Source organism: Bacillus sp. SRB_331 (genome assembly GCF_003264175.1).
GTDB lineage: Bacteria > Bacillota > Bacilli > Bacillales > Bacillaceae_G > Bacillus_A > Bacillus_A mycoides.
In genome coordinates, this window is sequence record NZ_NADV01000007.1 from 409,835 (window position 1) to 429,345 (window position 19,511).

Annotated in this window: 23 protein-coding genes and 1 tRNA gene; 16 read left to right on the forward strand and 8 right to left on the reverse strand. The window is 37.7% G+C overall.

Annotated elements, in window-relative coordinates; genetic code table 11:
- Positions 1 to 85: 85 nt before the first annotated feature.
- The 12 genes from hprK to B5P42_RS05715 all read left to right on the forward strand — a co-directional run bounded on the left by hprK (position 86) and on the right by B5P42_RS05715 (position 10,635).
- Entirely contained in the window at positions 86 to 1,015 is a 930-nt protein-coding gene (gene hprK, locus B5P42_RS05660; protein WP_002016091.1) for an HPr(Ser) kinase/phosphatase, read from the forward strand.
- A 24-nt stretch (positions 1,016 to 1,039) separates the two neighbouring features.
- Positions 1,040 to 1,852, forward strand: coding sequence for a prolipoprotein diacylglyceryl transferase (gene lgt, locus B5P42_RS05665; protein ID WP_002034719.1), 813 nt, complete (start codon positions 1,040 to 1,042; stop codon positions 1,850 to 1,852).
- Between the two features lie 66 nt (positions 1,853 to 1,918).
- Positions 1,919 to 2,566, forward strand: coding sequence for a pyrophosphatase PpaX (ppaX, locus tag B5P42_RS05670; RefSeq protein WP_002089567.1), 648 nt, complete (start codon positions 1,919 to 1,921; stop codon positions 2,564 to 2,566).
- Positions 2,567 to 2,619: 53 nt separating this feature from the next.
- A complete protein-coding gene (locus tag B5P42_RS05675; protein ID WP_061673729.1) occupies positions 2,620 to 3,126 on the forward strand; it encodes an acyltransferase in 507 nt (168 codons plus the stop codon).
- 145 nt (positions 3,127 to 3,271) lie between these two features.
- Positions 3,272 to 4,783 carry a tetratricopeptide repeat protein gene (locus tag B5P42_RS05680; RefSeq protein WP_002129890.1) on the forward strand — a complete coding sequence of 504 codons (1,512 nt, stop codon included), beginning with the start codon at positions 3,272 to 3,274 and terminating at the stop codon, positions 4,781 to 4,783.
- A gap of 84 nt (positions 4,784 to 4,867) precedes the next feature.
- Positions 4,868 to 5,824, forward strand: a complete 957-nt coding sequence (gene trxB, locus B5P42_RS05685; RefSeq protein ID WP_002089563.1) for a thioredoxin-disulfide reductase — start codon at positions 4,868 to 4,870, stop codon at positions 5,822 to 5,824.
- Positions 5,825 to 5,984: 160 nt separating this feature from the next.
- Positions 5,985 to 6,791, forward strand: coding sequence for a DUF368 domain-containing protein (locus B5P42_RS05690; protein WP_002016085.1), 807 nt, complete (start codon positions 5,985 to 5,987; stop codon positions 6,789 to 6,791).
- Positions 6,792 to 7,006: 215 nt separating this feature from the next.
- A complete protein-coding gene (locus tag B5P42_RS05695; RefSeq protein ID WP_001190080.1) occupies positions 7,007 to 7,465 on the forward strand; it encodes an NUDIX hydrolase in 459 nt (152 codons plus the stop codon).
- Between the two features lie 20 nt (positions 7,466 to 7,485).
- Complete coding sequence (gene rapZ / locus B5P42_RS05700; protein ID WP_002016084.1) at positions 7,486 to 8,367, forward strand: RNase adapter RapZ; 882 nt, start codon at positions 7,486 to 7,488, stop codon at positions 8,365 to 8,367.
- A 3-nt stretch (positions 8,368 to 8,370) separates the two neighbouring features.
- Positions 8,371 to 9,324 carry a gluconeogenesis factor YvcK family protein gene (locus tag B5P42_RS05705; RefSeq protein ID WP_113733806.1) on the forward strand — a complete coding sequence of 318 codons (954 nt, stop codon included), beginning with the start codon at positions 8,371 to 8,373 and terminating at the stop codon, positions 9,322 to 9,324.
- Between the two features lie 88 nt (positions 9,325 to 9,412).
- Positions 9,413 to 10,363: a DNA-binding protein WhiA gene (gene whiA / locus B5P42_RS05710; protein WP_002016082.1), complete on the forward strand. Its 951-nt coding sequence runs from the start codon at positions 9,413 to 9,415 to the stop codon at positions 10,361 to 10,363.
- A gap of 23 nt (positions 10,364 to 10,386) precedes the next feature.
- On the forward strand, positions 10,387 to 10,635 hold the full coding sequence (locus B5P42_RS05715; RefSeq protein WP_002068337.1) for an HPr family phosphocarrier protein: 249 nt from the start codon (positions 10,387 to 10,389) through the stop codon (positions 10,633 to 10,635).
- 237 nt (positions 10,636 to 10,872) lie between these two features.
- Here the strand turns inward: B5P42_RS05715 and clpP are convergent, their stop codons facing one another.
- The 8 genes from clpP to B5P42_RS05755 all read right to left on the reverse strand — a co-directional run bounded on the left by clpP (position 10,873) and on the right by B5P42_RS05755 (position 15,474).
- Positions 10,873 to 11,454: an ATP-dependent Clp endopeptidase proteolytic subunit ClpP gene (clpP, locus tag B5P42_RS05720; RefSeq protein ID WP_001049163.1), complete on the reverse strand. Its 582-nt coding sequence runs from the start codon at positions 11,452 to 11,454 to the stop codon at positions 10,873 to 10,875.
- A gap of 240 nt (positions 11,455 to 11,694) precedes the next feature.
- Complete coding sequence (locus tag B5P42_RS05725; RefSeq protein ID WP_105589896.1) at positions 11,695 to 12,564, reverse strand: DUF421 domain-containing protein; 870 nt, start codon at positions 12,562 to 12,564, stop codon at positions 11,695 to 11,697.
- Between the two features lie 20 nt (positions 12,565 to 12,584).
- Positions 12,585 to 12,791: a DUF1657 domain-containing protein gene (locus B5P42_RS05730; protein WP_000215909.1), complete on the reverse strand. Its 207-nt coding sequence runs from the start codon at positions 12,789 to 12,791 to the stop codon at positions 12,585 to 12,587.
- Positions 12,792 to 12,802: 11 nt separating this feature from the next.
- Positions 12,803 to 13,153, reverse strand: coding sequence for a stage V sporulation protein AE (gene spoVAE, locus B5P42_RS05735; RefSeq protein WP_000575919.1), 351 nt, complete (start codon positions 13,151 to 13,153; stop codon positions 12,803 to 12,805).
- Positions 13,150 to 14,166: a stage V sporulation protein AD gene (gene spoVAD, locus B5P42_RS05740; RefSeq protein WP_113708895.1), complete on the reverse strand. Its 1,017-nt coding sequence runs from the start codon at positions 14,164 to 14,166 to the stop codon at positions 13,150 to 13,152. Before spoVAD ends, spoVAE begins: the two co-directional genes overlap by 4 nt.
- On the reverse strand, positions 14,167 to 14,643 hold the full coding sequence (gene spoVAC / locus B5P42_RS05745) for a stage V sporulation protein AC (protein WP_002034730.1): 477 nt from the start codon (positions 14,641 to 14,643) through the stop codon (positions 14,167 to 14,169).
- Between the two features lie 28 nt (positions 14,644 to 14,671).
- On the reverse strand, positions 14,672 to 15,160 hold the full coding sequence (locus tag B5P42_RS05750) for a YhcN/YlaJ family sporulation lipoprotein (RefSeq protein ID WP_002139164.1): 489 nt from the start codon (positions 15,158 to 15,160) through the stop codon (positions 14,672 to 14,674).
- Positions 15,161 to 15,267: 107 nt separating this feature from the next.
- Positions 15,268 to 15,474, reverse strand: a complete 207-nt coding sequence (locus B5P42_RS05755; protein WP_000216167.1) for a DUF1657 domain-containing protein — start codon at positions 15,472 to 15,474, stop codon at positions 15,268 to 15,270.
- Positions 15,475 to 16,385: 911 nt separating this feature from the next.
- Between B5P42_RS05755 and B5P42_RS05760 the strand changes: the two genes are divergently transcribed.
- From B5P42_RS05760 to rpoN, 4 genes are all read left to right on the forward strand, one after another.
- On the forward strand, positions 16,386 to 16,586 hold the full coding sequence (locus tag B5P42_RS05760; RefSeq protein ID WP_002129884.1) for a hypothetical protein: 201 nt from the start codon (positions 16,386 to 16,388) through the stop codon (positions 16,584 to 16,586).
- A 357-nt stretch (positions 16,587 to 16,943) separates the two neighbouring features.
- Positions 16,944 to 17,019: transfer RNA gene (locus B5P42_RS05765), tRNA-Arg, on the forward strand.
- Positions 17,020 to 17,419: 400 nt separating this feature from the next.
- Positions 17,420 to 17,686 (forward strand): hypothetical protein, encoded by a 267-nt coding sequence (locus tag B5P42_RS05770; protein ID WP_002143723.1) that lies wholly within the window; start codon positions 17,420 to 17,422, stop codon positions 17,684 to 17,686.
- A gap of 510 nt (positions 17,687 to 18,196) precedes the next feature.
- Positions 18,197 to 19,504: an RNA polymerase factor sigma-54 gene (gene rpoN, locus B5P42_RS05775; RefSeq protein ID WP_002129881.1), complete on the forward strand. Its 1,308-nt coding sequence runs from the start codon at positions 18,197 to 18,199 to the stop codon at positions 19,502 to 19,504.
- Positions 19,505 to 19,511: the final 7 nt, after the last annotated feature.

The window sequence follows — 19,511 nt, forward strand, 5'->3', positions numbered from 1 at the left end:
CCAGAAAAAAATGGTACAATATCCGATAGAATGGAATTTTACATCAAATGAGACTGAACCCGCAGCGGAGTGGAGGTTTATATATATGCCGAAAGTAAGGACAAAAGATTTAATTGAACAATTTCAATTGGAGTTAGTAAGTGGTGAAGAAGGGATTCATCGTCCGATTGATACGAGTGATTTATCGCGACCTGGAATTGAAATGGCAGGATTTTTTACATATTATCCAGCTGATCGCGTGCAGCTTCTTGGGAAAACGGAGCTTACGTTCTTTGATACGTTAACGACAGAGCAAAAGCAAGAGAGAATGAAAGCGCTTTGTACTGAGGAGACGCCTTGTATTATTGTAACTCGTAATCAAGATGTACCGGATGAGTTATTACAAGCATCACGTGAATCGGGCGTGCCTTTATTACGTTCTGCTCAAACGACGACGAGATTATCAAGTCGTTTAACAAACTATTTAGAAGGTAAGTTAGCGCCAACAACAGCTGTTCATGGTGTGTTAGTAGATATTTATGGTGTTGGTGTTTTAATTACAGGTCAAAGTGGTGTCGGGAAAAGTGAGACAGCGCTTGAACTTGTAAAGCGTGGTCACCGCCTTGTTGCGGATGATAGCGTAGAAATTCGTCAAGAAGATGAAGATACATTAGTAGGGAGCTCACCTGATTTAATTGAGCACTTATTAGAAATTCGTGGTCTAGGTATCATTAACGTAATGACGTTATTCGGTGCAGGGGCAGTACGAAATTATAAACGTATTACACTTGTTATTAATCTTGAAATTTGGGATCAAAAGAAAAATTATGATCGCTTAGGTCTTGATGAAGAGAAGATGAAGATTATTGATACAGAACTTACGAAGATTACACTTCCAGTTCGTCCTGGTCGAAACTTGGCTGTTATTATTGAAGTAGCAGCGATGAACTTCAGATTAAAACGTATGGGAGTCAATGCGGCACAACAGTTCTCTGAACGATTAATGAGTGCGATTGAGTTAGGAAATCAAGAGTAGACTCTGGAGAGGGAGGTCATATATATGCTGTTAGGTTCTGTACCACAGCTTGACCGTATAGCAGTCCAACTTGGGCCGTTCCCTGTTTATTGGTATGGGGTTATTATCGGTACAGGTGTGCTATTAGGTCTTTGGCTAGCAACTCGCGAGGGAGAAAGGCTTGGTATTCACAAAGATACATTTATCGACCTTGTATTAATCGCAGTACCAATTGCCATTCTTTTTGCGAGAATGTATTATGTCATTTTTGAATGGGAATATTATTCGCAAAATCCGAGTCAAATTATTAATATTCGTCAAGGTGGTTTGGCGATTCATGGTGGTTTAATCGGGGCTGTTATTACAGGAATCCTTTTTGCGAAACGACGCGGGCTTTCATTCTGGAAGTTAGCGGATATTGCTGCGCCGAGTATTTTACTAGGACAAGCAATTGGCCGATGGGGAAACTTTATGAACCAAGAGGCGCATGGTGATGAAGTAACGAGACAGTTTTTAGAAGGTCTTCATTTACCAGATTTCATTATTAATCAAATGTACATTGATGGTGTGTATTATCACCCAACGTTTTTATATGAATCATTATGGAACTTTGCAGGTGTTATTTTACTACTCGCGTTACGAAAAGTGAATTTACGCCGTGGTGAATTATTCTTCACATATTTAATTTGGTATTCAGTGGGACGCTTCTTCGTAGAAGGTTTGCGTACAGATAGTTTAATGTTAGGACCACTTCGTATTGCACAAGTAATGTCTATTGGAATTGTTGTTATTTCTATCATTTTCATTATTGTGAGACGAAAAATGGGGCAAGCTGATAAAAGATATTTAGAAAATTAGAGAAAAGTAGCATCTTATATAAGATGCTGCTTCTTTCATATTCAGGTAATGAAAGGATTAAGGACGATGAAAATAAATACAGTGTTATTTGATTTAGATGGAACGTTAATTAATACAAATGAACTTATTATCTCTTCTTTTTTACATACGTTAAATCACTATTATTCTAATCAGTATAAGCGTGAAGATGTATTGCCATTTATCGGTCCATCTTTGCATGATACTTTTAGTAAAATTGATGCAAGTAAGGTTGAAGAGATGATTACATGTTATCGTCAATTTAATCATGAGCATCATGATGAATTAGTGGAAGAGTATGAAACTGTATATGAAACGGTTCAAGAATTGAAGAAGCAAGGTTATAAGATCGGCATCGTTACAACGAAAGCGAGACAGACGGTTGAAATGGGATTAAAGCTTTCGAAACTTGATCAGTTTTTTGATGTTGTTGTGACGATTGATGATGTGGAACATGTGAAACCACATCCAGAACCACTTCAAAAAGCATTGAAATTATTAGATGCAAAGCCAGAAGAAACATTGATGGTTGGTGATAATCATCATGATATCGTCGGTGGACAAAATGCAGGTACGAAAACAGTAGCGGTTTCATGGACATTGAAAGGTAGAGCGTATTTAGAAGCGTATAAACCAGATTATGTGCTAGATAAAATGAGTGATTTACTACCGATTTTGTCCCGCATTAACGGGTAGTAAGATTCCTGCCGGTTAAAGTGTCACTTTATATAAGTAGAGGAGAGAGTTCAGTGCGACGGACAACGCGCTATCCTGTTTCAGGAGAAAATTCATTGTGGAATGTGTATAAAACAGTTTCTTTTTGGAAGGTAATGAAAAACTTTATTATCATCCAAATCGCACGTTACACGCCATTTTTATCCGTAAAGAATTGGTTATATCGCACGTTTTTACGGATGGAAGTAGGAAAGAAAACGTCGTTTGCACTTATGGTAATGCCAGATATTATGTTTCCAGAAAAGATTACTGTGGGAGACAATTCAATTATCGGCTATAATACAACGCTTTTAGCGCATGAATATTTAATTCGTGAGTATCGACTTGGAGAAATTGTCATAGGGAATGAAGTTATGATTGGAGCGAATACGACAATTTTACCAGGTGTGAAAATTGGAGATGGAGCTATCGTTTCTGCAGGCACACTTGTCCATAAAGATGTACCAGGCGGCGCTTTCGTAGGCGGAAATCCGATGCGTATTATTTATACGAAAGAGGAAATGGCCACTAGAGAAGGTTGATGTTAAAAATGTAACATTTCCCTTCTCTTTTTATGAATAAAAAGGAAATAATTGATTATAATATAATGTTTTGTTTTTTACGGAATCGTTTATACTTATAGATAGAAGAATGTGTGAACGAAGAAAACAAAAAACTGGAGGATATATGGGGAAAAATCAAAGAATATATAAGGAGAACGGACAAGTTATCTCTTTTAATCAGTTAGCGGACTTCTTTTATAAAAAAGGGATGAGGGCTTATAAAGGGCAAAAATTGCAAGATGCAATTAAGTATTTTCGAAGAGCAGCACAAAGCGAGAAGGAGCCGTTTATTTTATGCCAACTAGCAATAGCATTATCTGAATCTGGTGAATATCAAGAGTCGAATCAGATATTTCTAAAGCTTGTTAGATCCAATCCTGAACTTGAGCAATGCTATTATTTTATTTCAAATAATTATGCATATATGGGCTTGTTTCAACAGGCGAAGAAATATGCAGAGCGATATTTAGAAGTTGCGGAAGAGAAGGAATTTGTAGAAGATACATTAGAATTGCTTGAGATTATGGAAGAAGATGCAATGGGTGCGGAAGAGATTGAGGATGAAGATGAGCTAATTGTTATGCAAGAAGAAGCGAACCGCTACATTCGTAACGGACAATTAGAAGAGGCGATTGCTACACTAGAAGTTGTTACGAAAGAATATCCAGAATTTTGGTCAGGACATAATAATTTAGCGATTGCACATTTTCAATCAGGTAATGTAGATCAAGCGCTTAAGTTAACAGAAATGATTTTAGAGAAAAATCCTGGTAATATGCATGCGCTTTGTAATACGCTTATTTTTCTATATTCAATTGGAGAGCATAAGCAAGTAGAGTCATTAGCGGGGCAGTTAGTTTCGGTATATCCAATTTCATTTGAGCATCGTTTGAAACTTGGAACAACGCTTGCAACAATTGGTCATTTTGAACCTGCATATAAATGGTTCAAAGTATTAAAGCGTCAAGGATACGAAGGAGACGTCAGTTTTTATTACTGGTTTGCATACTCTGCGTATATGGTGAAGGAACAGCAAGTAGCTGAAAAAATGTGGCAACATGTTGTAGAATTGCATCCTGATAAAAAAGGAAAAGAACCGTGGAATGCACTGAATTTAGCAGATGAAGGACAAAATCTTTTATTTGAAGAGTTACGAAAATCATTTCAGCAAAGTACGACGCTAGAAGAGAAAATGCTAGCTTTATATTTAATGAATGAATTGTCAACACCAGAGAAGGTTGGATTCTTCTTTGATGTAACGCAAGCGAAAAATGGTGTTCCAATCGTATCGCAACTTGCAAAATATTTCTTTTTACTTAATAGTCATAAAAGCATCCCAGCTGATTTACAGCAATTTGAACAGTGCGTACGAATCGCGGATGCATTATACAATTATACGAAAAAAGACGATGAATTAATCGAAGAGTGTTTAAATTTTTGGTTTTGCACGTTCATACGTTTATATACATCTGGAGCGACTTTTACAAATGTGTACGGTTGGTCAGCGGCAATTGAATACATTGTACGCGGCGAACAAAGAAATAAGATGACACAGGCAGAGCTTGGTGATGTATATAATGTATCTGTAGCGACTGTACGAAAGTATGTGCAGGCTGTTAAGCGCACGCACACGTAGGGTAGGCAAATCATTGGGAAAAAAATGATGCTAACAGTATAATGAGGGTAACTTAATGTGTATGAATGAATGGGAGTGAATAGTGTGTCAGAAGAAAAAATTTATGATGTCATTATTATTGGTGCAGGACCAGCTGGTATGACAGCTGCGGTATATACATCTCGTGCGAATTTAAGCACACTGATGCTTGAGCGTGGTATTCCAGGTGGACAAATGGCAAATACAGAAGATGTAGAGAACTATCCAGGTTATGAGTCTATTTTAGGACCAGACTTATCAAATAAAATGTTTGAGCATGCGAAGAAATTTGGTGCTGAATATGCATACGGTGATGTGAAAGCAATCATCGATGGTAAAGAGTACAAAACAATTATTGCTGGTAAAAAAGAATATAAAGCACGTGCAATTATCGTTGCAAGCGGTGCAGAGTATAAAAAAATTGGTGTGCCAGGTGAAACAGAACTTGGCGGCCGCGGTGTATCATATTGTGCAGTATGTGATGGTGCATTCTTTAAAGGGAAAGAACTTGTTGTTATTGGCGGCGGAGATTCTGCTGTTGAAGAGGGTGTGTTCTTAACACGCTTCGCATCAAAAGTAACGATCGTTCACCGTCGTGACACTCTTCGTGCACAGAAAATTTTACAAGATCGTGCTTTCCAAAATGAGAAAGTAGATTTCATTTGGAATCACACTATAAAAGAAATTAACGATGCAAATGGTAAAGTAGGAAGCGTAACACTTGTAGATGTAAACAGTGGAGAAGAACAAGAAGTTAAAACTGACGGCGTTTTCATATACATCGGTATGTTACCATTATCAAAACCGTTTGTTGAGCTAGGTATTACAAATGAAAATGGTTATGTTGAAACGAACGAGCGTATGGAAACGAAAGTTCCTGGTATTTTCGCAGCTGGTGATGTTCGTGAAAAAATGCTTCGTCAAATTGTAACGGCAACAGGCGATGGTAGTATTGCAGCGCAGAGTGCACAGCATTATATAGAAGAGTTAGTAGAGGAACTAAAGACTGTAACAGAAAAATAAGGTTATTTTTCCTTTTGAGAAGAAAGCTACCGATAGGTGGCTTTCTTTTTTTGTCCAAATGTCAAACTATTGTCAAAAACAATTAAGAATATAATGATTCTTATTGTTATACTAGAATTTACGGGAAAAATCATTATAAGAAATGAGGAATTTATTCAGTATGGAATGGCGTAATATATATCGTGGATTTTGTATGGGCGTTAGTGATTTAATTCCTGGTGTGAGTGGCGGAACAATCGCTGTTGTGTTGGGGATTTATGAACAATTGCTTGCAGCAATTAGCGGATTCTTTAGTCGTGAATGGAAAAAACATTTAGCGTTTTTAATCCCACTTGCAGCTGGTGTAGCGGCAGCTTTTCTAACGTTAAGTCACGTTATTAAATATTTATTAGCAAATCATTATGAACCGACTCAATTTTTCTTTCTCGGTTTAATTATTAGTATATTACCGATGTTAATGAGAGAAGCTGATGCAAAGGCAACGTTTAAAGGTAGTCATATTGCCTTATTAATAATTGCAGCAATTCTTGTTGCAATAACAGCATTCTTTAAACCAGATAAGGCAGCGGATCCGATTACGACGTTAACAATTTTAAATGCAATTGGTTTATTTTTCGCAGGATGGATGGCTAGTATGGCTATGCTTCTTCCTGGAATTAGTGGATCGTTTATTTTATTAATTATTGGTGTGTATCCGACAGCAATTAACGCTTTAACTACACTCAATTTACCGTTAATCGTGGTTATCGGTGCCGGCGTGATGGCCGGATTTGTTGTAAGTAGTAAAGGAATTAGTTATTTGTTAGATCGTTATAAAAGTATGACATTTGCGGCAATTATTGGGCTCGTTATCGGGTCGATTGTCATTGTGTTCCCTGGCATTCCGACTGGTGGAATTTCAATTGTAAGTTCAATTATTACTTTTATTTTAGGATTTGCGGTTGTTACTTATTTCGGTAAGAAATAAGTGTTTTAATCCCCTTAACGATAAAAATCGTTAAGGGGATTTTTATGTGCTATTCATGGGAAGTAAGGTATTTTGATTGCTTGTTATAGAAAGAATTTTTACAATTGCTTAGCGAAAGGGGACTGGCACCTTCGTTGTAGCAAACTGTTTTTGATAGTATAATGAAATGAGTATGCAGTGAGAAATTTTGCTGCAAGTAGCTGAGGTGAAGAAACATGCAAAGAGTGACAAACTGTGTGTTAATTAGAGATAATGAAGTACTCTTACTCCAAAAACCTCGCCGGAATTGGTGGGTTGCACCGGGCGGGAAAATGGAGCGTGGTGAGACAGTAAGAGATTCCGTTGTTCGCGAGTATCGTGAAGAAACAGGTATTTATTTAAAGAATCCAGCATTAAAAGGGGTCTTCACTTTTGTCATCCAAGAAGGTGATAAAGTTGTTTCTGAATGGATGATGTTCTCCTTTTTAGCAACAGATTTTGCAGGAGAAAACAAATTAGAGAGCGAAGAAGGCATCATTGGTTGGCATACATTTGATAAAATTGATGATTTAGCAATGGCACCAGGAGATTATCACATTATTGATTATTTAATTAAAGGGAATGGTATAATCTACGGTACATTTGTATATACCCCAGATTTTGAGTTGCTTTCATATCGATTAGATCCGAGTTAAACCTGCAAGGAGAGGATACGATGACAGAGAATAATGATATAAAAATGGTAATTATTACAGGGATGTCTGGAGCTGGAAAGACGGTAGCGTTACAAAGTTTCGAAGATTTAGGATATTTTTGTGTAGATAATTTACCACCGATGTTATTGCCGAAGTTTATTGAACTTATGGCAGATTCAAAAGGTAAAATGAATAAAGTGGCACTCGGTATTGATTTACGTGGCCGAGAGTTTTTTGAATATTTATGGGGAGCGCTTGATGATTTATCAGAACGTACATGGATTATTCCTCATATTTTATTTTTAGATGCGAAAGATAGCACACTTGTAACTCGTTATAAAGAAACGAGACGTTCGCATCCACTTGCGCCAACTGGCTTGCCGTTAAAGGGAATTGAAGCTGAGCGTGGTCTCTTAACTGATATGAAGGCACGAGCGAATATTGTGCTTGATACATCTGATTTGAAACCGAAAGAATTACGAGAAAAAATTGTTCACTTATTCTCAACAGAAACTGAGCAAGCATTTCGTGTAAATGTTATGTCATTCGGATTTAAGTACGGAATTCCAATTGATGCTGATTTAGTATTTGATGTTCGTTTTTTACCAAATCCATATTATATTCCACATATGAAGCCATTAACAGGACTGGATGAAGAAGTTTCGTCGTATGTGTTGAAATTTAATGAAACACATAAGTTTTTAGAGAAATTGACGGATCTTATCACTTTCATGCTGCCTCATTATAAAAGAGAAGGTAAGAGTCAACTTGTAATTGCGATTGGATGTACAGGTGGGCAACATCGTTCTGTTACGCTTACAGAGTACCTTGGGAAACATTTGAAACCAGAGTATAGCGTTCATGTATCTCATCGTGATGTGGAGAAGAGAAAGGGCCATTAAGGGATGAAAAAAGAGAGAAAACCTAAAATTGTTATCATGGGAGGTGGAACTGGACTTTCTGTTTTATTAAGGGGATTAAAACAATATCCTGTTGATATTACAGCAGTTGTAACAGTAGCCGACGATGGAGGCAGTTCAGGTAGACTACGTGATGAGCTAGAAATTCCACCTCCAGGTGATATTCGTAACGTACTTGTTGCGTTATCGGATGTAGAACCATTAGTGGAGGCTTTATTTCAGCACCGTTTTACAACTGGAGACGGACTGAAAGGGCATGCGTTAGGAAATTTACTATTGGCAGGTATGACTTCGATTACAGGAGACTTTTACCACGCGATTACGGAAACGAGTAAAGTATTAAATGTCAGAGGACGTGTATTACCAGCAGCGAATCAAAGTGCGGTACTTCATGCAGAATTAGAAGATGGAGAAATTGTAACAGGTGAATCAAAGATTCCTCATTTCGGGAAGAAGATTAATCGTGTCTTTTTAACTCCAGAAGATGTAGAACCGTTATGTGAAACGTTGACGGAAATTAAACGAGCTGATTTGCTTGTTTTCGGTCCAGGAAGTCTGTACACAAGTATATTACCGAATTTAGTTGTTAACAAAATTGGAGACGCTGTTCTTGCTGCAAAAGCGAAGAAGGTATATGTATGTAATGTTATGACGCAAGCGGGCGAAACGAAGGGTTATACTGCATTTGATCATGTGCAGGCGTTACATGATCATTTAGGTAAACCATTTATCGACACTGCGATTGTAAATAATCGTGATATTCCTCGTGAATTACGTAAGTTATATGAGGAAGAGATGTCGGAACCAGTTGCACCGGATACAGATCGTTTTGCTGAACATAATATCGAAATCATTCAAGATCGATTAGCGAAATATGATGATCGTGTTGTAAGACATGATACATTAAAGTTAGCTTCTATTTTATATTCATTGTTATAAATGTGCGTTGCCTCATTTGAGGTAACGCTCCTCATTCATATAGGACAAGATTTTTGTTCCAAAGTAATAGTATAAGGAGGTGTTGACTGTGTCATTTGCATCAGAAACAAAGAAAGAGTTGACCAACCTTGAAATGAAGGAATGCTGCGAGAAATCAGAATTATCGGCGTTGCTTCGAATGAACGGATCGCTTTCTTTTTCAAACCGTCGCCTATCTATCGATATTCAAACGGAAAATGCAGCAATTGCAAGAAGGATTTATACGCTTTTGAAAAAAGGATATGATGTGACGGTAGAATTACTTGTTCGTAAAAAAATGCGATTGAAGAAAAATAATGTATATATCGTGCGGCTTGTTGAGAAGTCTCGCGAAATATTAGCAGATCTTCACATTGTTCGGGATGACTTTTCGTTTATTCGAAATATATCGCAGGAATTAATCGAGAAGAAATGTTGTAAACGATCGTATTTACGCGGTGCATTTTTAGCAGGTGGTTCAGTAAATAACCCAGAAACATCATCTTATCATTTAGAGATCTTTTCGTTATATAAGGAACATAATGATTCTATATGTGAACTGATGAACGGATTTGATTTAAATAGTAAGACGTTGGAAAGAAGAAAAGGGTACATTACGTATTTGAAAGAAGCTGAAAAAATTACAGAGTTTTTAAATATTATAGGTGCTCATAATGCACTTTTAAGATTTGAAGATATTCGAATTGTTCGCGATATGCGTAATTCAGTAAATCGTTTAGTTAACTGCGAAACAGCTAATTTAAATAAAACAATTGGTGCAGCGCTAAGGCAAATTGAGAACATCCGCTATATTGATGAGACGGTTGGGCTTGATATTTTGCCAGATAAATTAAGAGAAATTGCACAGTTACGAAGAGATTATCAAGATGTAACATTGAAAGAGTTAGGTGAGATGGTATCCGGGGGGAAAATTAGTAAATCGGGTATTAATCATCGTTTGCGTAAAATCGATGAAATTGCAGAGAAATTACGCGCGGGGGAAACAGTAGCAAAAAAATAAAAGGTTAAAGGGGAAATGGAGCTGTGGTTCAAAAACTGGTTAAAGTGGCATTAAAAAACGGCTTACAAGCACGTCCGGCTGCGTTGTTTGTACAAGAGGCAAATCGCTTTCATGCGGATATCTTCATCGAGAAAGATGGAAAGACAGTGAATGCAAAGAGCATAATGGGGATTATGAGCTTAGCAATCGGAACTGGTAGCATGATTACAATCACAACAGAAGGTTCAGATGCAGAAGAGGCTTTGGAAGCATTAGCTGCATATGTACAATAAAGGGTTATCGCGAATGTGCGATAGCTTTTTTTATTTTTCTGTTTGTGGGGTATGTGATACCCTTGTACATAATAAAAAAGCGCCCTGTAATAGGGCGCTTCCGCTTTTAGATGTATCCAGCTCCAGCGGCTAGAATCTCCGGTCGTTTCGCCCCTTCATTCGAGGCAAAAAGCGCCTCGGAATCAGGGGCTCCAACGCCCTGCGATTTTGAACGAGCCGCTTCCGCTTTTAAGTGTCTTAACGATTTGTAAAGATCTTATCGATTAAGCCGTATTCTAGAGCTCTTTCTGCTGTCATGAAGTTGTCGCGGTCTGTGTCGCGTTGTAGAACTTCAAGTGGTTGACCTGTGCGGTCAGCAAGAATTTGGTTTAATTTTTCACGTAAGAATAGGATACGTTTTGCAGCGATTTCGATTTCAGTCGCTTGACCTTGGGCTCCGCCAAGTGGTTGGTGAATCATAACTTCACTGTTTGGAAGTGCGTAACGTTTTCCTTTTTCACCTGCTGCAAGTAAGAATGCACCCATAGATGCAGCCATACCGATACAGATTGTTGATACTTGTGGTTTAATAAACTGCATTGTATCGTAAATTGCCATACCAGCTGTGATAGAACCACCAGGGCTGTTGATGTAAATGTGAATATCTTTTTCTGGATCTTGAGATTCCAAGAATAAAAGCTGGGAAACGATTGAGTTTGCTACATTGTCATCAATTGCGCTACCAAGCATAATGATGCGATCCTTTAATAGTCGAGAGTAAATATCGTAAGCGCGTTCTCCACGATTTGTTTGTTCAATTACTGTAGGAATTAAATTCATCTGTTATTTCCTCCTTTAAAAGCTTTCTTAGTCTTATAATACAATTATGGTCAATGAAGGTCAAACGAAACCACTTTAAATCAAAAAATATGTAGTTGTATCATGATTTATTCGCTATGTTTTTAAAATTCCCTGCTTATGTATCTTCAACATCATAACCGAATTACATAAATTTAAACGTGATTAATGGTGTGGAAAAGGCAAAAGAACGCCTTTTGTATAGAAGCGTTCTTTCATTTTTTATTCTTTTAACAGATAGGTTACTTTATTTAAGATTTTCTCGATTTGTTTTGCGTTTTTACTATACATATCACTCGCTGATTTTGATTTCGTTTCTAAAGAGAATAATTCAAGATCAGCATTGCATTTCTTTAAGGATGCTAATAATAAAGGCTTGTTTTGAGGAGAAGGCATTTGGAGTTTATCATTATAGATGTCGATAGTAAGTTGTCCGTATGAATCAACTTGACCAAGAAAGACATTTTCAATGACAACACCGAGTTTTTCTAGCTCAGAATGTAACCAAGCGCGATTATGTCCGCTAGCAGAAAGAGGTTCATCTAGTATATTTCCATCCATAATAACGGTTTGCGGTTCTTTTTCGTTTGGTACTTTTAAGCTGATGTCTTTTGCTGTAAGTGGTTGACGATCTTTCTTCAATAATACATTTAATTCTCCGCTCGGTTCTAGTACTGCAAATTCAACATCAGCTACGCTGAACGCATTTTTTCCTCTGAGAAGCTCAAGCAATTCATCACTTGTATACTTTTCTTTCTTTAAGTTATCTTCGAGTATTTTTCCGTCTTTTATTAATACGGTAGATTTTCCTTCAAAGAAGTCCCGAGCTGTTTTGTTCTTTAAGGAGATGATTCCTGTGAAAAAAGGTACCACAGCGAAAATGAGTATCGCAAAGACGCCGTGGAAAAATTTTGAATCGAGCCCTGTAGATACTTGGGCAGCGATGTCACCGATGGTCATTCCGGCTATGTATTCAAAAAAGGAGAGCTGAGAGATTTGTCTTTTCCCTAACCATTTCGTAATAGCGAATAAAATGATTAATATGAATACAGAGCGAAGAATAACGAGTGTCCATTCGGGCAGGTGAGACATAGTCATTTCCTCCAGTCTACTTAAAACCCTTTATATTGAGGTTCTTCACGTTCTAATACTGAAATTCTATCCTTTAAATCAGCGATGACGCTGTCCATTTCTAACATACATTCATGAAATACGCGTTTTGATTCTTCGTCTTGTGAATTTAATGAAAGGGAGCTTAAACTTGCTTGAGCCCCTCTTACACTGGCAAGGCAAGTTTTTACGCTAGCGATAACAGTCATGAAAACACCTCTTATCCTTTCGGTTTGAATAGCAATGCTCCAATGAAGCCGAAAATAATGGCAGCTGATACACCAGCACTCGTTACTTTAAACATGCCGGTAATAACGCCGACGATGCCATGTTTGGCTGCTTCCTCCATCGCGCCATGAACGAGGGCATTACCGAAACTTGTAATAGGTACTGTTGCCCCAGCTCCGGCGAAATCGATTAGTGGTTCATACAAATTGAATCCATCTAATATTGCTCCAGCAACAACGAGTGTTGCCATCGTATGGGCAGGAGTAAGTTTACCGACATCAAACATAAGTTGTCCGATTACGCATATGAGTCCGCCAATGACGAAAGCCCAGAAAAAAATCATTGTGTTGCACCTCCAAATTCGATCGATACAGCATGAGCGATACATGGAATTGTTTCTTCTTGTTGGAATGTAAGGGGAGATAGTAAAGCGCCTGTCGCAACAACTAGTATCTTTTTGAATTCTCCTTTTTTCATTCTATTTAATAAATGTCCGTACACTACTGTTGCTGAACAGCCTGGGCCACTTCCGCCGGCTATTACAGGTTGACCTTCTCTATAAATGATGATTCCGCAATCTTGAAATTGCTCGCTCTTTACCTTTGTTCCATGTTTATGTAGTAGGTCGTAAGCGATTTCGCGACCGACATGTCCAAGGTCACCTGTTACGATTAAGTCGTAATAAGAGGCGTCAATTTGTCGTTCGCGTAAATGAGCTTCAATCGTATCGACAGCAGCTGGGGCCATCGCACCACCCATATTAAAAGGATCTGTTAGTCCCATATCAATAACTCGTCCAATGGTAGCCGATGTTACTTGTGGACCATATCCAGTGTCGCTTAAAATAGCCGCGCCTGCACCGGTCACTGTCCACTGAGCCGTAGGAGGTTTTTGACCACCATATTCAGTTGGATAGCGGAATTGTTTTTCTACCGCAGCGTTATGACTTGATGCCCCAGTTAATAAATACTTTGCACCTTTTGCATTTACGATACTTGCGCCGAGTGCTAGGCCTTCCATAGAGGTAGAACAGGCGCCGAATAAACCGAGATAAGGTGTTCCGAGTGTGCGGCATGCAAAGCTCGTTGGAGTTATTTGGTTAATTAAATCCCCTGCGAGTACGAATTGAATATCGTCTTTACGGAGCTTTGCCTTTTCGGTAGCGCGGCTACAAGCTTCTTCAAATAAAATTTTATGCGCCTTTTCGTAAGAATCTTGTCCGAGCCATAAATCTTCATGCAGGGTATCGAAGTCTTCAGGAATTTTTCCATTTGCCTCAAATGGGCCACCGACTACACCTGTTGAGATGATAACTGGTTTGTTTTCGAATACCCATGTTCGGTGTCCTTGTAACATTTACAGCCCTCCCCATTGAAAGAGAATCGTTTTAATAAGAGCGATGACAAAAGCTGAAAATACGCCAAATAAGATGACCGATCCTGCTAGTTTAAACATGTTACCACCAACGCCGAGAACGAACCCTTCTGTACGGTGTTCAATACACGCGGCAATAACAGAGTTACCAAATCCAGTAACGGGAACTGCGGTACCAGCACCAGCAAATTGTCCGAGGCGATCGTAGACGCCAAATCCCGTCAGTAGCATGGAGATAAAAATAAGAGTTGCAACGGTAGGGTTCCCGGCAGATCTTTCAGTGAAATCAAAGTACGTAATATAAAAGGTGGAAATCAGTTGGCCTATTAGACAAATTAATCCCCCAACGAAAAAAGCTTTTATACAATTTTTTAAAACGGGGCGCTTCGGTTCGCGCTGTTGTTCGAATTTTTTATATTCTTGTTGTACAGGTGTTAAATTTTTATCTTTACTAGACATTTGAATCCTTCCTTCTCTTTTAGAAAGCTTAAATATTAGATCCCATTTCTGATTGAATGAGTTTTAACTGTTCTTTAATGCCATCCTTACTCACTTTCTTTTTCTTAATTTTGTTTTCAAGTTCTTCTATGAGCATAAAGATCTTTTTGTCTGTACTTACACGAATATCGAAAGTAGGGTTTTCATCACTTAGCTTCTTTTTTAATTTACTTCGTAAAGGTTTTAAACCAAATCTTTCGTGATGTTCAGGTTTGATGGCTATGTAAAGATCTAAATTTGTATTAACTGCGGTAGCTTCTATAATTCCCTCCATAGCAAGAGCTTTTTTCTTAGCGTCTTGCGATATAGATTGATTAAAGGATTCTGTACTCATTTTTGTTAATTTAGGGCCCTTTTTCTCATCTGTTCGCTTAGCTTCTTCTTTCTTTACTTTTTTATCTAACGGGCTATTATCACATCCGGTAAGTGAACCGAATAGGAGCATAAATAACGCGGTTATGATTCCAAGTTTTCGCATTATAATCATTCCATTTCTATTGCAGTATGTAATGTGAGAGAAAAAGGATGATTGCATATCACCCTTTTTCTCAAATTGTGTACCATTAGATACAGTGGCACCTTTGGTTATTGCTGTGTGTATTGTGGTTCTTCTTGCTGGACTTCTTCAACACGCGGGTTTAAAGAATCGATAATTGTTTGTGTTTGCTGCGCAGCTGTTTGGAAAAGTTGCTTTGCTTGTTGGTTATCCGTATCAAGAGCGAATCCCTCTAAGCTAGCTTGTGCACTTTTTAATCCAGAAACAGTTTGCTTTAGTTTTGTAATTACAGTCATTGAATGAAGCCCCCTTTGGAATATCAATTCAAAGATTATAATTTGTGGGTTTGGGTGAATTTATGATTGGAAAATTTAGGTTTTTGAAGTTGAAGCTTTGATTCAAGCGTCAATGAATTCTTTGTTATAGTGGCGCTTTATAAGATGGAAGAGGATGATATGTAATTCATGATGTAGGTATGTTACCTGTTGAAGATTAAAAAGTAACTGAAAATTACATGAGGTTAAATTTCTAATTATTCACAAAAAACATATCAATAAAATATATATATTTCTATTCTTGTAGTTATTTTCAATTTAAAATAAAATTTTCTTGTATAGTAAAAAAAGGATGTGTTCAGTTTTAAAAAAATAATATCTTCATTATCTTATTCGTTCAATCGAAGTCATTCACGAAAGAAGAACGTTATTAAATCAACGTTTCTTTTAATGCATAAAACATTTACGAATTGTTTTGTTCATCGAAAGTCTTGCGAATTCTTTTAAATCAACATTTAGAAGAGAAAGTCGAAAGTAACAAAAGTCATTTATGTTGTATTCGTCATTCATCAAAATGAATACGCTATTCACCACAAGCCAACCCAAACGAAAATTTTTCGAACCCTCCAAGCCACCCCGCTGAGCCGTCGCAGGAGTCCCTTAGAGATAGTATTTGTGATTTTTGAATCAGGGGGTTGATCTCTCGCGAAGTCCTGACGCAGCCCAGCGAATTGTCTTTTACCCAATCCTCGCCGAGTTTCTACTATCAAAGAAAATAACGTTTCTAATGCGATTGGGCAGCCGTTATCGGAACTTACCCCCGACAGTGTGTTAAAATTAATCGAAGCGGAAAACGAGGATCTCCAATTGACTGGACGTGTGATCGGTTGGACAGTTTAAGAGGGTTGTATAAAAAGGGAGATGGCGCAAAGATGGTGAGATCAAAAGAGAATGATTTAACGGAGAAATTGGCAGAAGGTCACCGAGAATATGGTGACGGCAACTTTACAGTACAGAACATCGGTGATGAAACTAACCCGAATTGGACTGTCGTAAAAAATGTGAGGAAGGGATCGGCAGGCATTCGTGAAGGGGAAGATATATTTAGCCTGCGATCAAAATATATAAAATAGTGCGGAGATGGGCGGGCATCACTTCGCCTGTCTTTTTTTTATAGACTATATGCGGAAAGTGCGATGCCGAGAGATGCAATTCTAGACGATTAGATTTAATATGATGAAGTTATGAGCCTATATGCGTTCTATTTCGATTTAAGTAGATTAAGGGGGAACGAAAGAAGGAAAACTGCGCGCTAAAGCTAGTGTAGAAGAGGTTTTTATGCTTGCGTATTAGGTTAGCGTCAGGATATAATATCCATATGTAAAGAAGCGAACGTCTACGTGTTGGTGTTCGTATCCTACGTTTAACTTTCGGTAAGAACAAGTCGGAAGAAGACGGAGGCAAACCGTTGATATTATCGTAATAATCATGCGCCCATAGCTCAGTCGGATAGAGCGGTGGTTTCCGGTACCACGTCTGCCGGGGGTTCGAATCCCTCTGGGCGCGTTATGTATTGTTGTTGTGATGTGTTCTATTTAAAAGTATTGAGTAAATAGCACATAATAGCGTGAAGAACGTGTTGAAAATTAATAGTAAATCTAAAGAAACCCCTTGTATGTGATTAGAAATAATCGTGTATAGGGGGTTTTTCATTATGAAAAGAATTAAAGAGTGAAATGCAATTCAAATCAGAACAGATTTTAGCACTAAAAGAAATTGTAACGAGATATATTGCACAAGCGTATTGTTAAGTTGCTGAACGAAGATATGACACGTAAGATAGTAGTGATTCACAAAGCAATAGGGACAGGCTAGCCGTCTTTTCCAGTAAGCTGAAGTTTAATAAAAGTGATCATCTTTCGTTGGCATTATCGGACTTTCTTGACCGTTATGAAGGAGAAGAAGAATGAAAAAAGGTTCTCGCAAGCTATTTGAAATAAAATCGTTTCTTACATGTATTGAAGAAGAGGAGTGCGGAGAAAAGGTCTATTATGTAACGATGGAACATCACAACAGTAGTGTGACTCGTCACAAGATAACGAAAGATGATGCATTCGAAATGTTAGTTGCGTATGCAAAAGGAATACCTGAAATCATGGAGGTCTTCATGGAAGATGAAAATTTCAATGAAGTTTATAAGATAACGGCATCGCTAGGTATTTATTGCAGTTAAGTAAAAAGTACATGTCATAAATGTGGTTCACTTGTAAGAATAGACCCTGGAAAAATAACTCAGAGGCAATCCAAGTCACAATTCGAAAATTACACAAAGCAGATAAACAAGAAAGTATCTTTATAGCAAATCGCAACGCTGTGAATTTGGTGCGTGTGGTACTCGTAGAGGATACGAACGGAATTAATCTATCAAATGAAAATGCGACAATGGTGAAGAAACGTGTAATATTCGATATGTACTCGCCATTGTAAAAAAGGTCTGAACTTACAGGTATAAGTTCAGACCTTTTTTTATTATCGCTTGTTATATCTGATAATAAGATTTACTATTAGTATGTGGTAATAATTTTTATGCGTTATTATTTTCTTTCAATATTATTCAAATTTAGGTTGTAAGATGTAAATCTCATTAATACATATAAATTAATAATATTTTGGAATGGGTGTCTGCGATAGGATTCTCCTTTTACCAAACTTATTGTACAATAGAAACAAGGGGGAGATTAGTTTGAAGGCAAGTCTTTTACAAGAACAAAGCTTACGTTTGGCAATGACACAAGAGTTAAGGCAAGCGATTACAATGCTCCAGTATAATGTACAAGAATTATCGGAGTTTTTGTATGAGCAATCGTTAGAGAATCCCCTTATTGAGTTAGGTGGTTTTGAGAGGGAGAAGAAAAAGAGCTCTAACACAAGTAAAAGTACCCGCAAACAAGTCGAGAATCAAATGGAAATCTACAGTGTGGATTCTACAACGATTCAGCAACATTTATTAAATCAACTACAGTATTATAAAATAGATGAAGAAGAGCGAAAAGCAGCTTCTTTCATTATTATGAACATGGATGGAAATGGTTATTTACAAGAAACAAATGAAGAGTTATCAGAGCTTCTTTCTGCGCCAATTGATGTAGTGGACTGTTCCGTGGAGCTTGTTCAATCGTTAGAGCCAGCAGGGGTAGGTGCGCGTAATATTCAGGAATGTCTATCAATCCAATTGAAGCGCTTACAAAGAAGAAATGGGTTAGCGGAAGAAATTATAGATGATCATTTTAATTATTTCGTTAAGAAAGATTGGCGAAAGCTCGTTCAAGTGTTGAAGTGTACCAACGAGGAATTACAGGATGCGGTGAACTGTATTACATCATTGCAGCCGAAACCAGGTCTTGCATTTTCTTCTGATAAACCACTTTATATTGTGCCTGATATGGCGGTAAAAAAAGATGGCGATCATCTCGTTTTACAGATGAATGAGAGAAATATGCCAAGAATTGAAATTCACTCTGAGTATAGTGCGTTACTAAATAATAGTGAAAGTGAAGTGGCTTCTTACGTATCGGAGAAGTATCAGCATGTGCAATGGATTATGCGCAGTTTGAAACAGAGAAAACAAACACTCTTACAAGTGATGAATATTATTATGGAAAAACAGCATGATTTCTTCTGGGGAGGTCCAGAGTATTTAAAACCACTTGCTTTAAAAGAGGTGGCGGAAGAGTTAGGTGTGCATGAGTCTACAATTAGTCGTGCAACGCGTAATAAATATGTGCAAACGCCGTACGGTTTATTTGAGATGAAATCGTTCTTTAGTAATTCTATTTCTACGACGGAAGATGAGGCGGTTTCTACAAAGCGTGTGAAACAATTCATTCAAACGCTTGTTGGAGCAGAAAATAAGAAAAAGCCACTTTCGGATCAAAAGATTTCAAAATTATTAGAAGAAGAGCATGAAATCGTTATTTCTCGAAGAACGGTTGCGAAGTATAGAGAACAAATGCATATTCCTGCTTCGTCTCTAAGAAAAACAATTGGATAGGTGAAGA

What these genes read in the sequence shown, in the direction of transcription:
- hprK (WP_002016091.1), top strand. Translation starts at nt 86, where the DNA reads ATGCCGAAAGTAAGGACAAAAGATTTAATTGAACAATTTCAATTGGAG.
- lgt (WP_002034719.1), top strand. Translation starts at nt 1,040, where the DNA reads ATGCTGTTAGGTTCTGTACCACAGCTTGACCGTATAGCAGTCCAACTT.
- ppaX (WP_002089567.1), top strand. Translation starts at nt 1,919, where the DNA reads ATGAAAATAAATACAGTGTTATTTGATTTAGATGGAACGTTAATTAAT.
- B5P42_RS05680 (WP_002129890.1), top strand. Translation starts at nt 3,272, where the DNA reads ATGGGGAAAAATCAAAGAATATATAAGGAGAACGGACAAGTTATCTCT.
- B5P42_RS05690 (WP_002016085.1), top strand. Translation starts at nt 5,985, where the DNA reads ATGGAATGGCGTAATATATATCGTGGATTTTGTATGGGCGTTAGTGAT.
- B5P42_RS05695 (WP_001190080.1), top strand. Translation starts at nt 7,007, where the DNA reads ATGCAAAGAGTGACAAACTGTGTGTTAATTAGAGATAATGAAGTACTC.
- rapZ (WP_002016084.1), top strand. Translation starts at nt 7,486, where the DNA reads ATGACAGAGAATAATGATATAAAAATGGTAATTATTACAGGGATGTCT.
- B5P42_RS05705 (WP_113733806.1), top strand. Translation starts at nt 8,371, where the DNA reads ATGAAAAAAGAGAGAAAACCTAAAATTGTTATCATGGGAGGTGGAACT.
- clpP (WP_001049163.1), bottom strand. Translation starts at nt 11,454, where the DNA reads ATGAATTTAATTCCTACAGTAATTGAACAAACAAATCGTGGAGAACGC.
- B5P42_RS05725 (WP_105589896.1), bottom strand. Translation starts at nt 12,564, where the DNA reads ATGTCTCACCTGCCCGAATGGACACTCGTTATTCTTCGCTCTGTATTC.
- B5P42_RS05730 (WP_000215909.1), bottom strand. Translation starts at nt 12,791, where the DNA reads ATGACTGTTATCGCTAGCGTAAAAACTTGCCTTGCCAGTGTAAGAGGG.
- spoVAE (WP_000575919.1), bottom strand. Translation starts at nt 13,153, where the DNA reads ATGATTTTTTTCTGGGCTTTCGTCATTGGCGGACTCATATGCGTAATC.
- spoVAD (WP_113708895.1), bottom strand. Translation starts at nt 14,166, where the DNA reads ATGTTACAAGGACACCGAACATGGGTATTCGAAAACAAACCAGTTATC.
- spoVAC (WP_002034730.1), bottom strand. Translation starts at nt 14,643, where the DNA reads ATGTCTAGTAAAGATAAAAATTTAACACCTGTACAACAAGAATATAAA.
- B5P42_RS05750 (WP_002139164.1), bottom strand. Translation starts at nt 15,160, where the DNA reads ATGCGAAAACTTGGAATCATAACCGCGTTATTTATGCTCCTATTCGGT.
- B5P42_RS05755 (WP_000216167.1), bottom strand. Translation starts at nt 15,474, where the DNA reads ATGACTGTAATTACAAAACTAAAGCAAACTGTTTCTGGATTAAAAAGT.
- B5P42_RS05760 (WP_002129884.1), top strand. Translation starts at nt 16,386, where the DNA reads ATGGTGAGATCAAAAGAGAATGATTTAACGGAGAAATTGGCAGAAGGT.
- B5P42_RS05770 (WP_002143723.1), top strand. Translation starts at nt 17,420, where the DNA reads ATGAAAAAAGGTTCTCGCAAGCTATTTGAAATAAAATCGTTTCTTACA.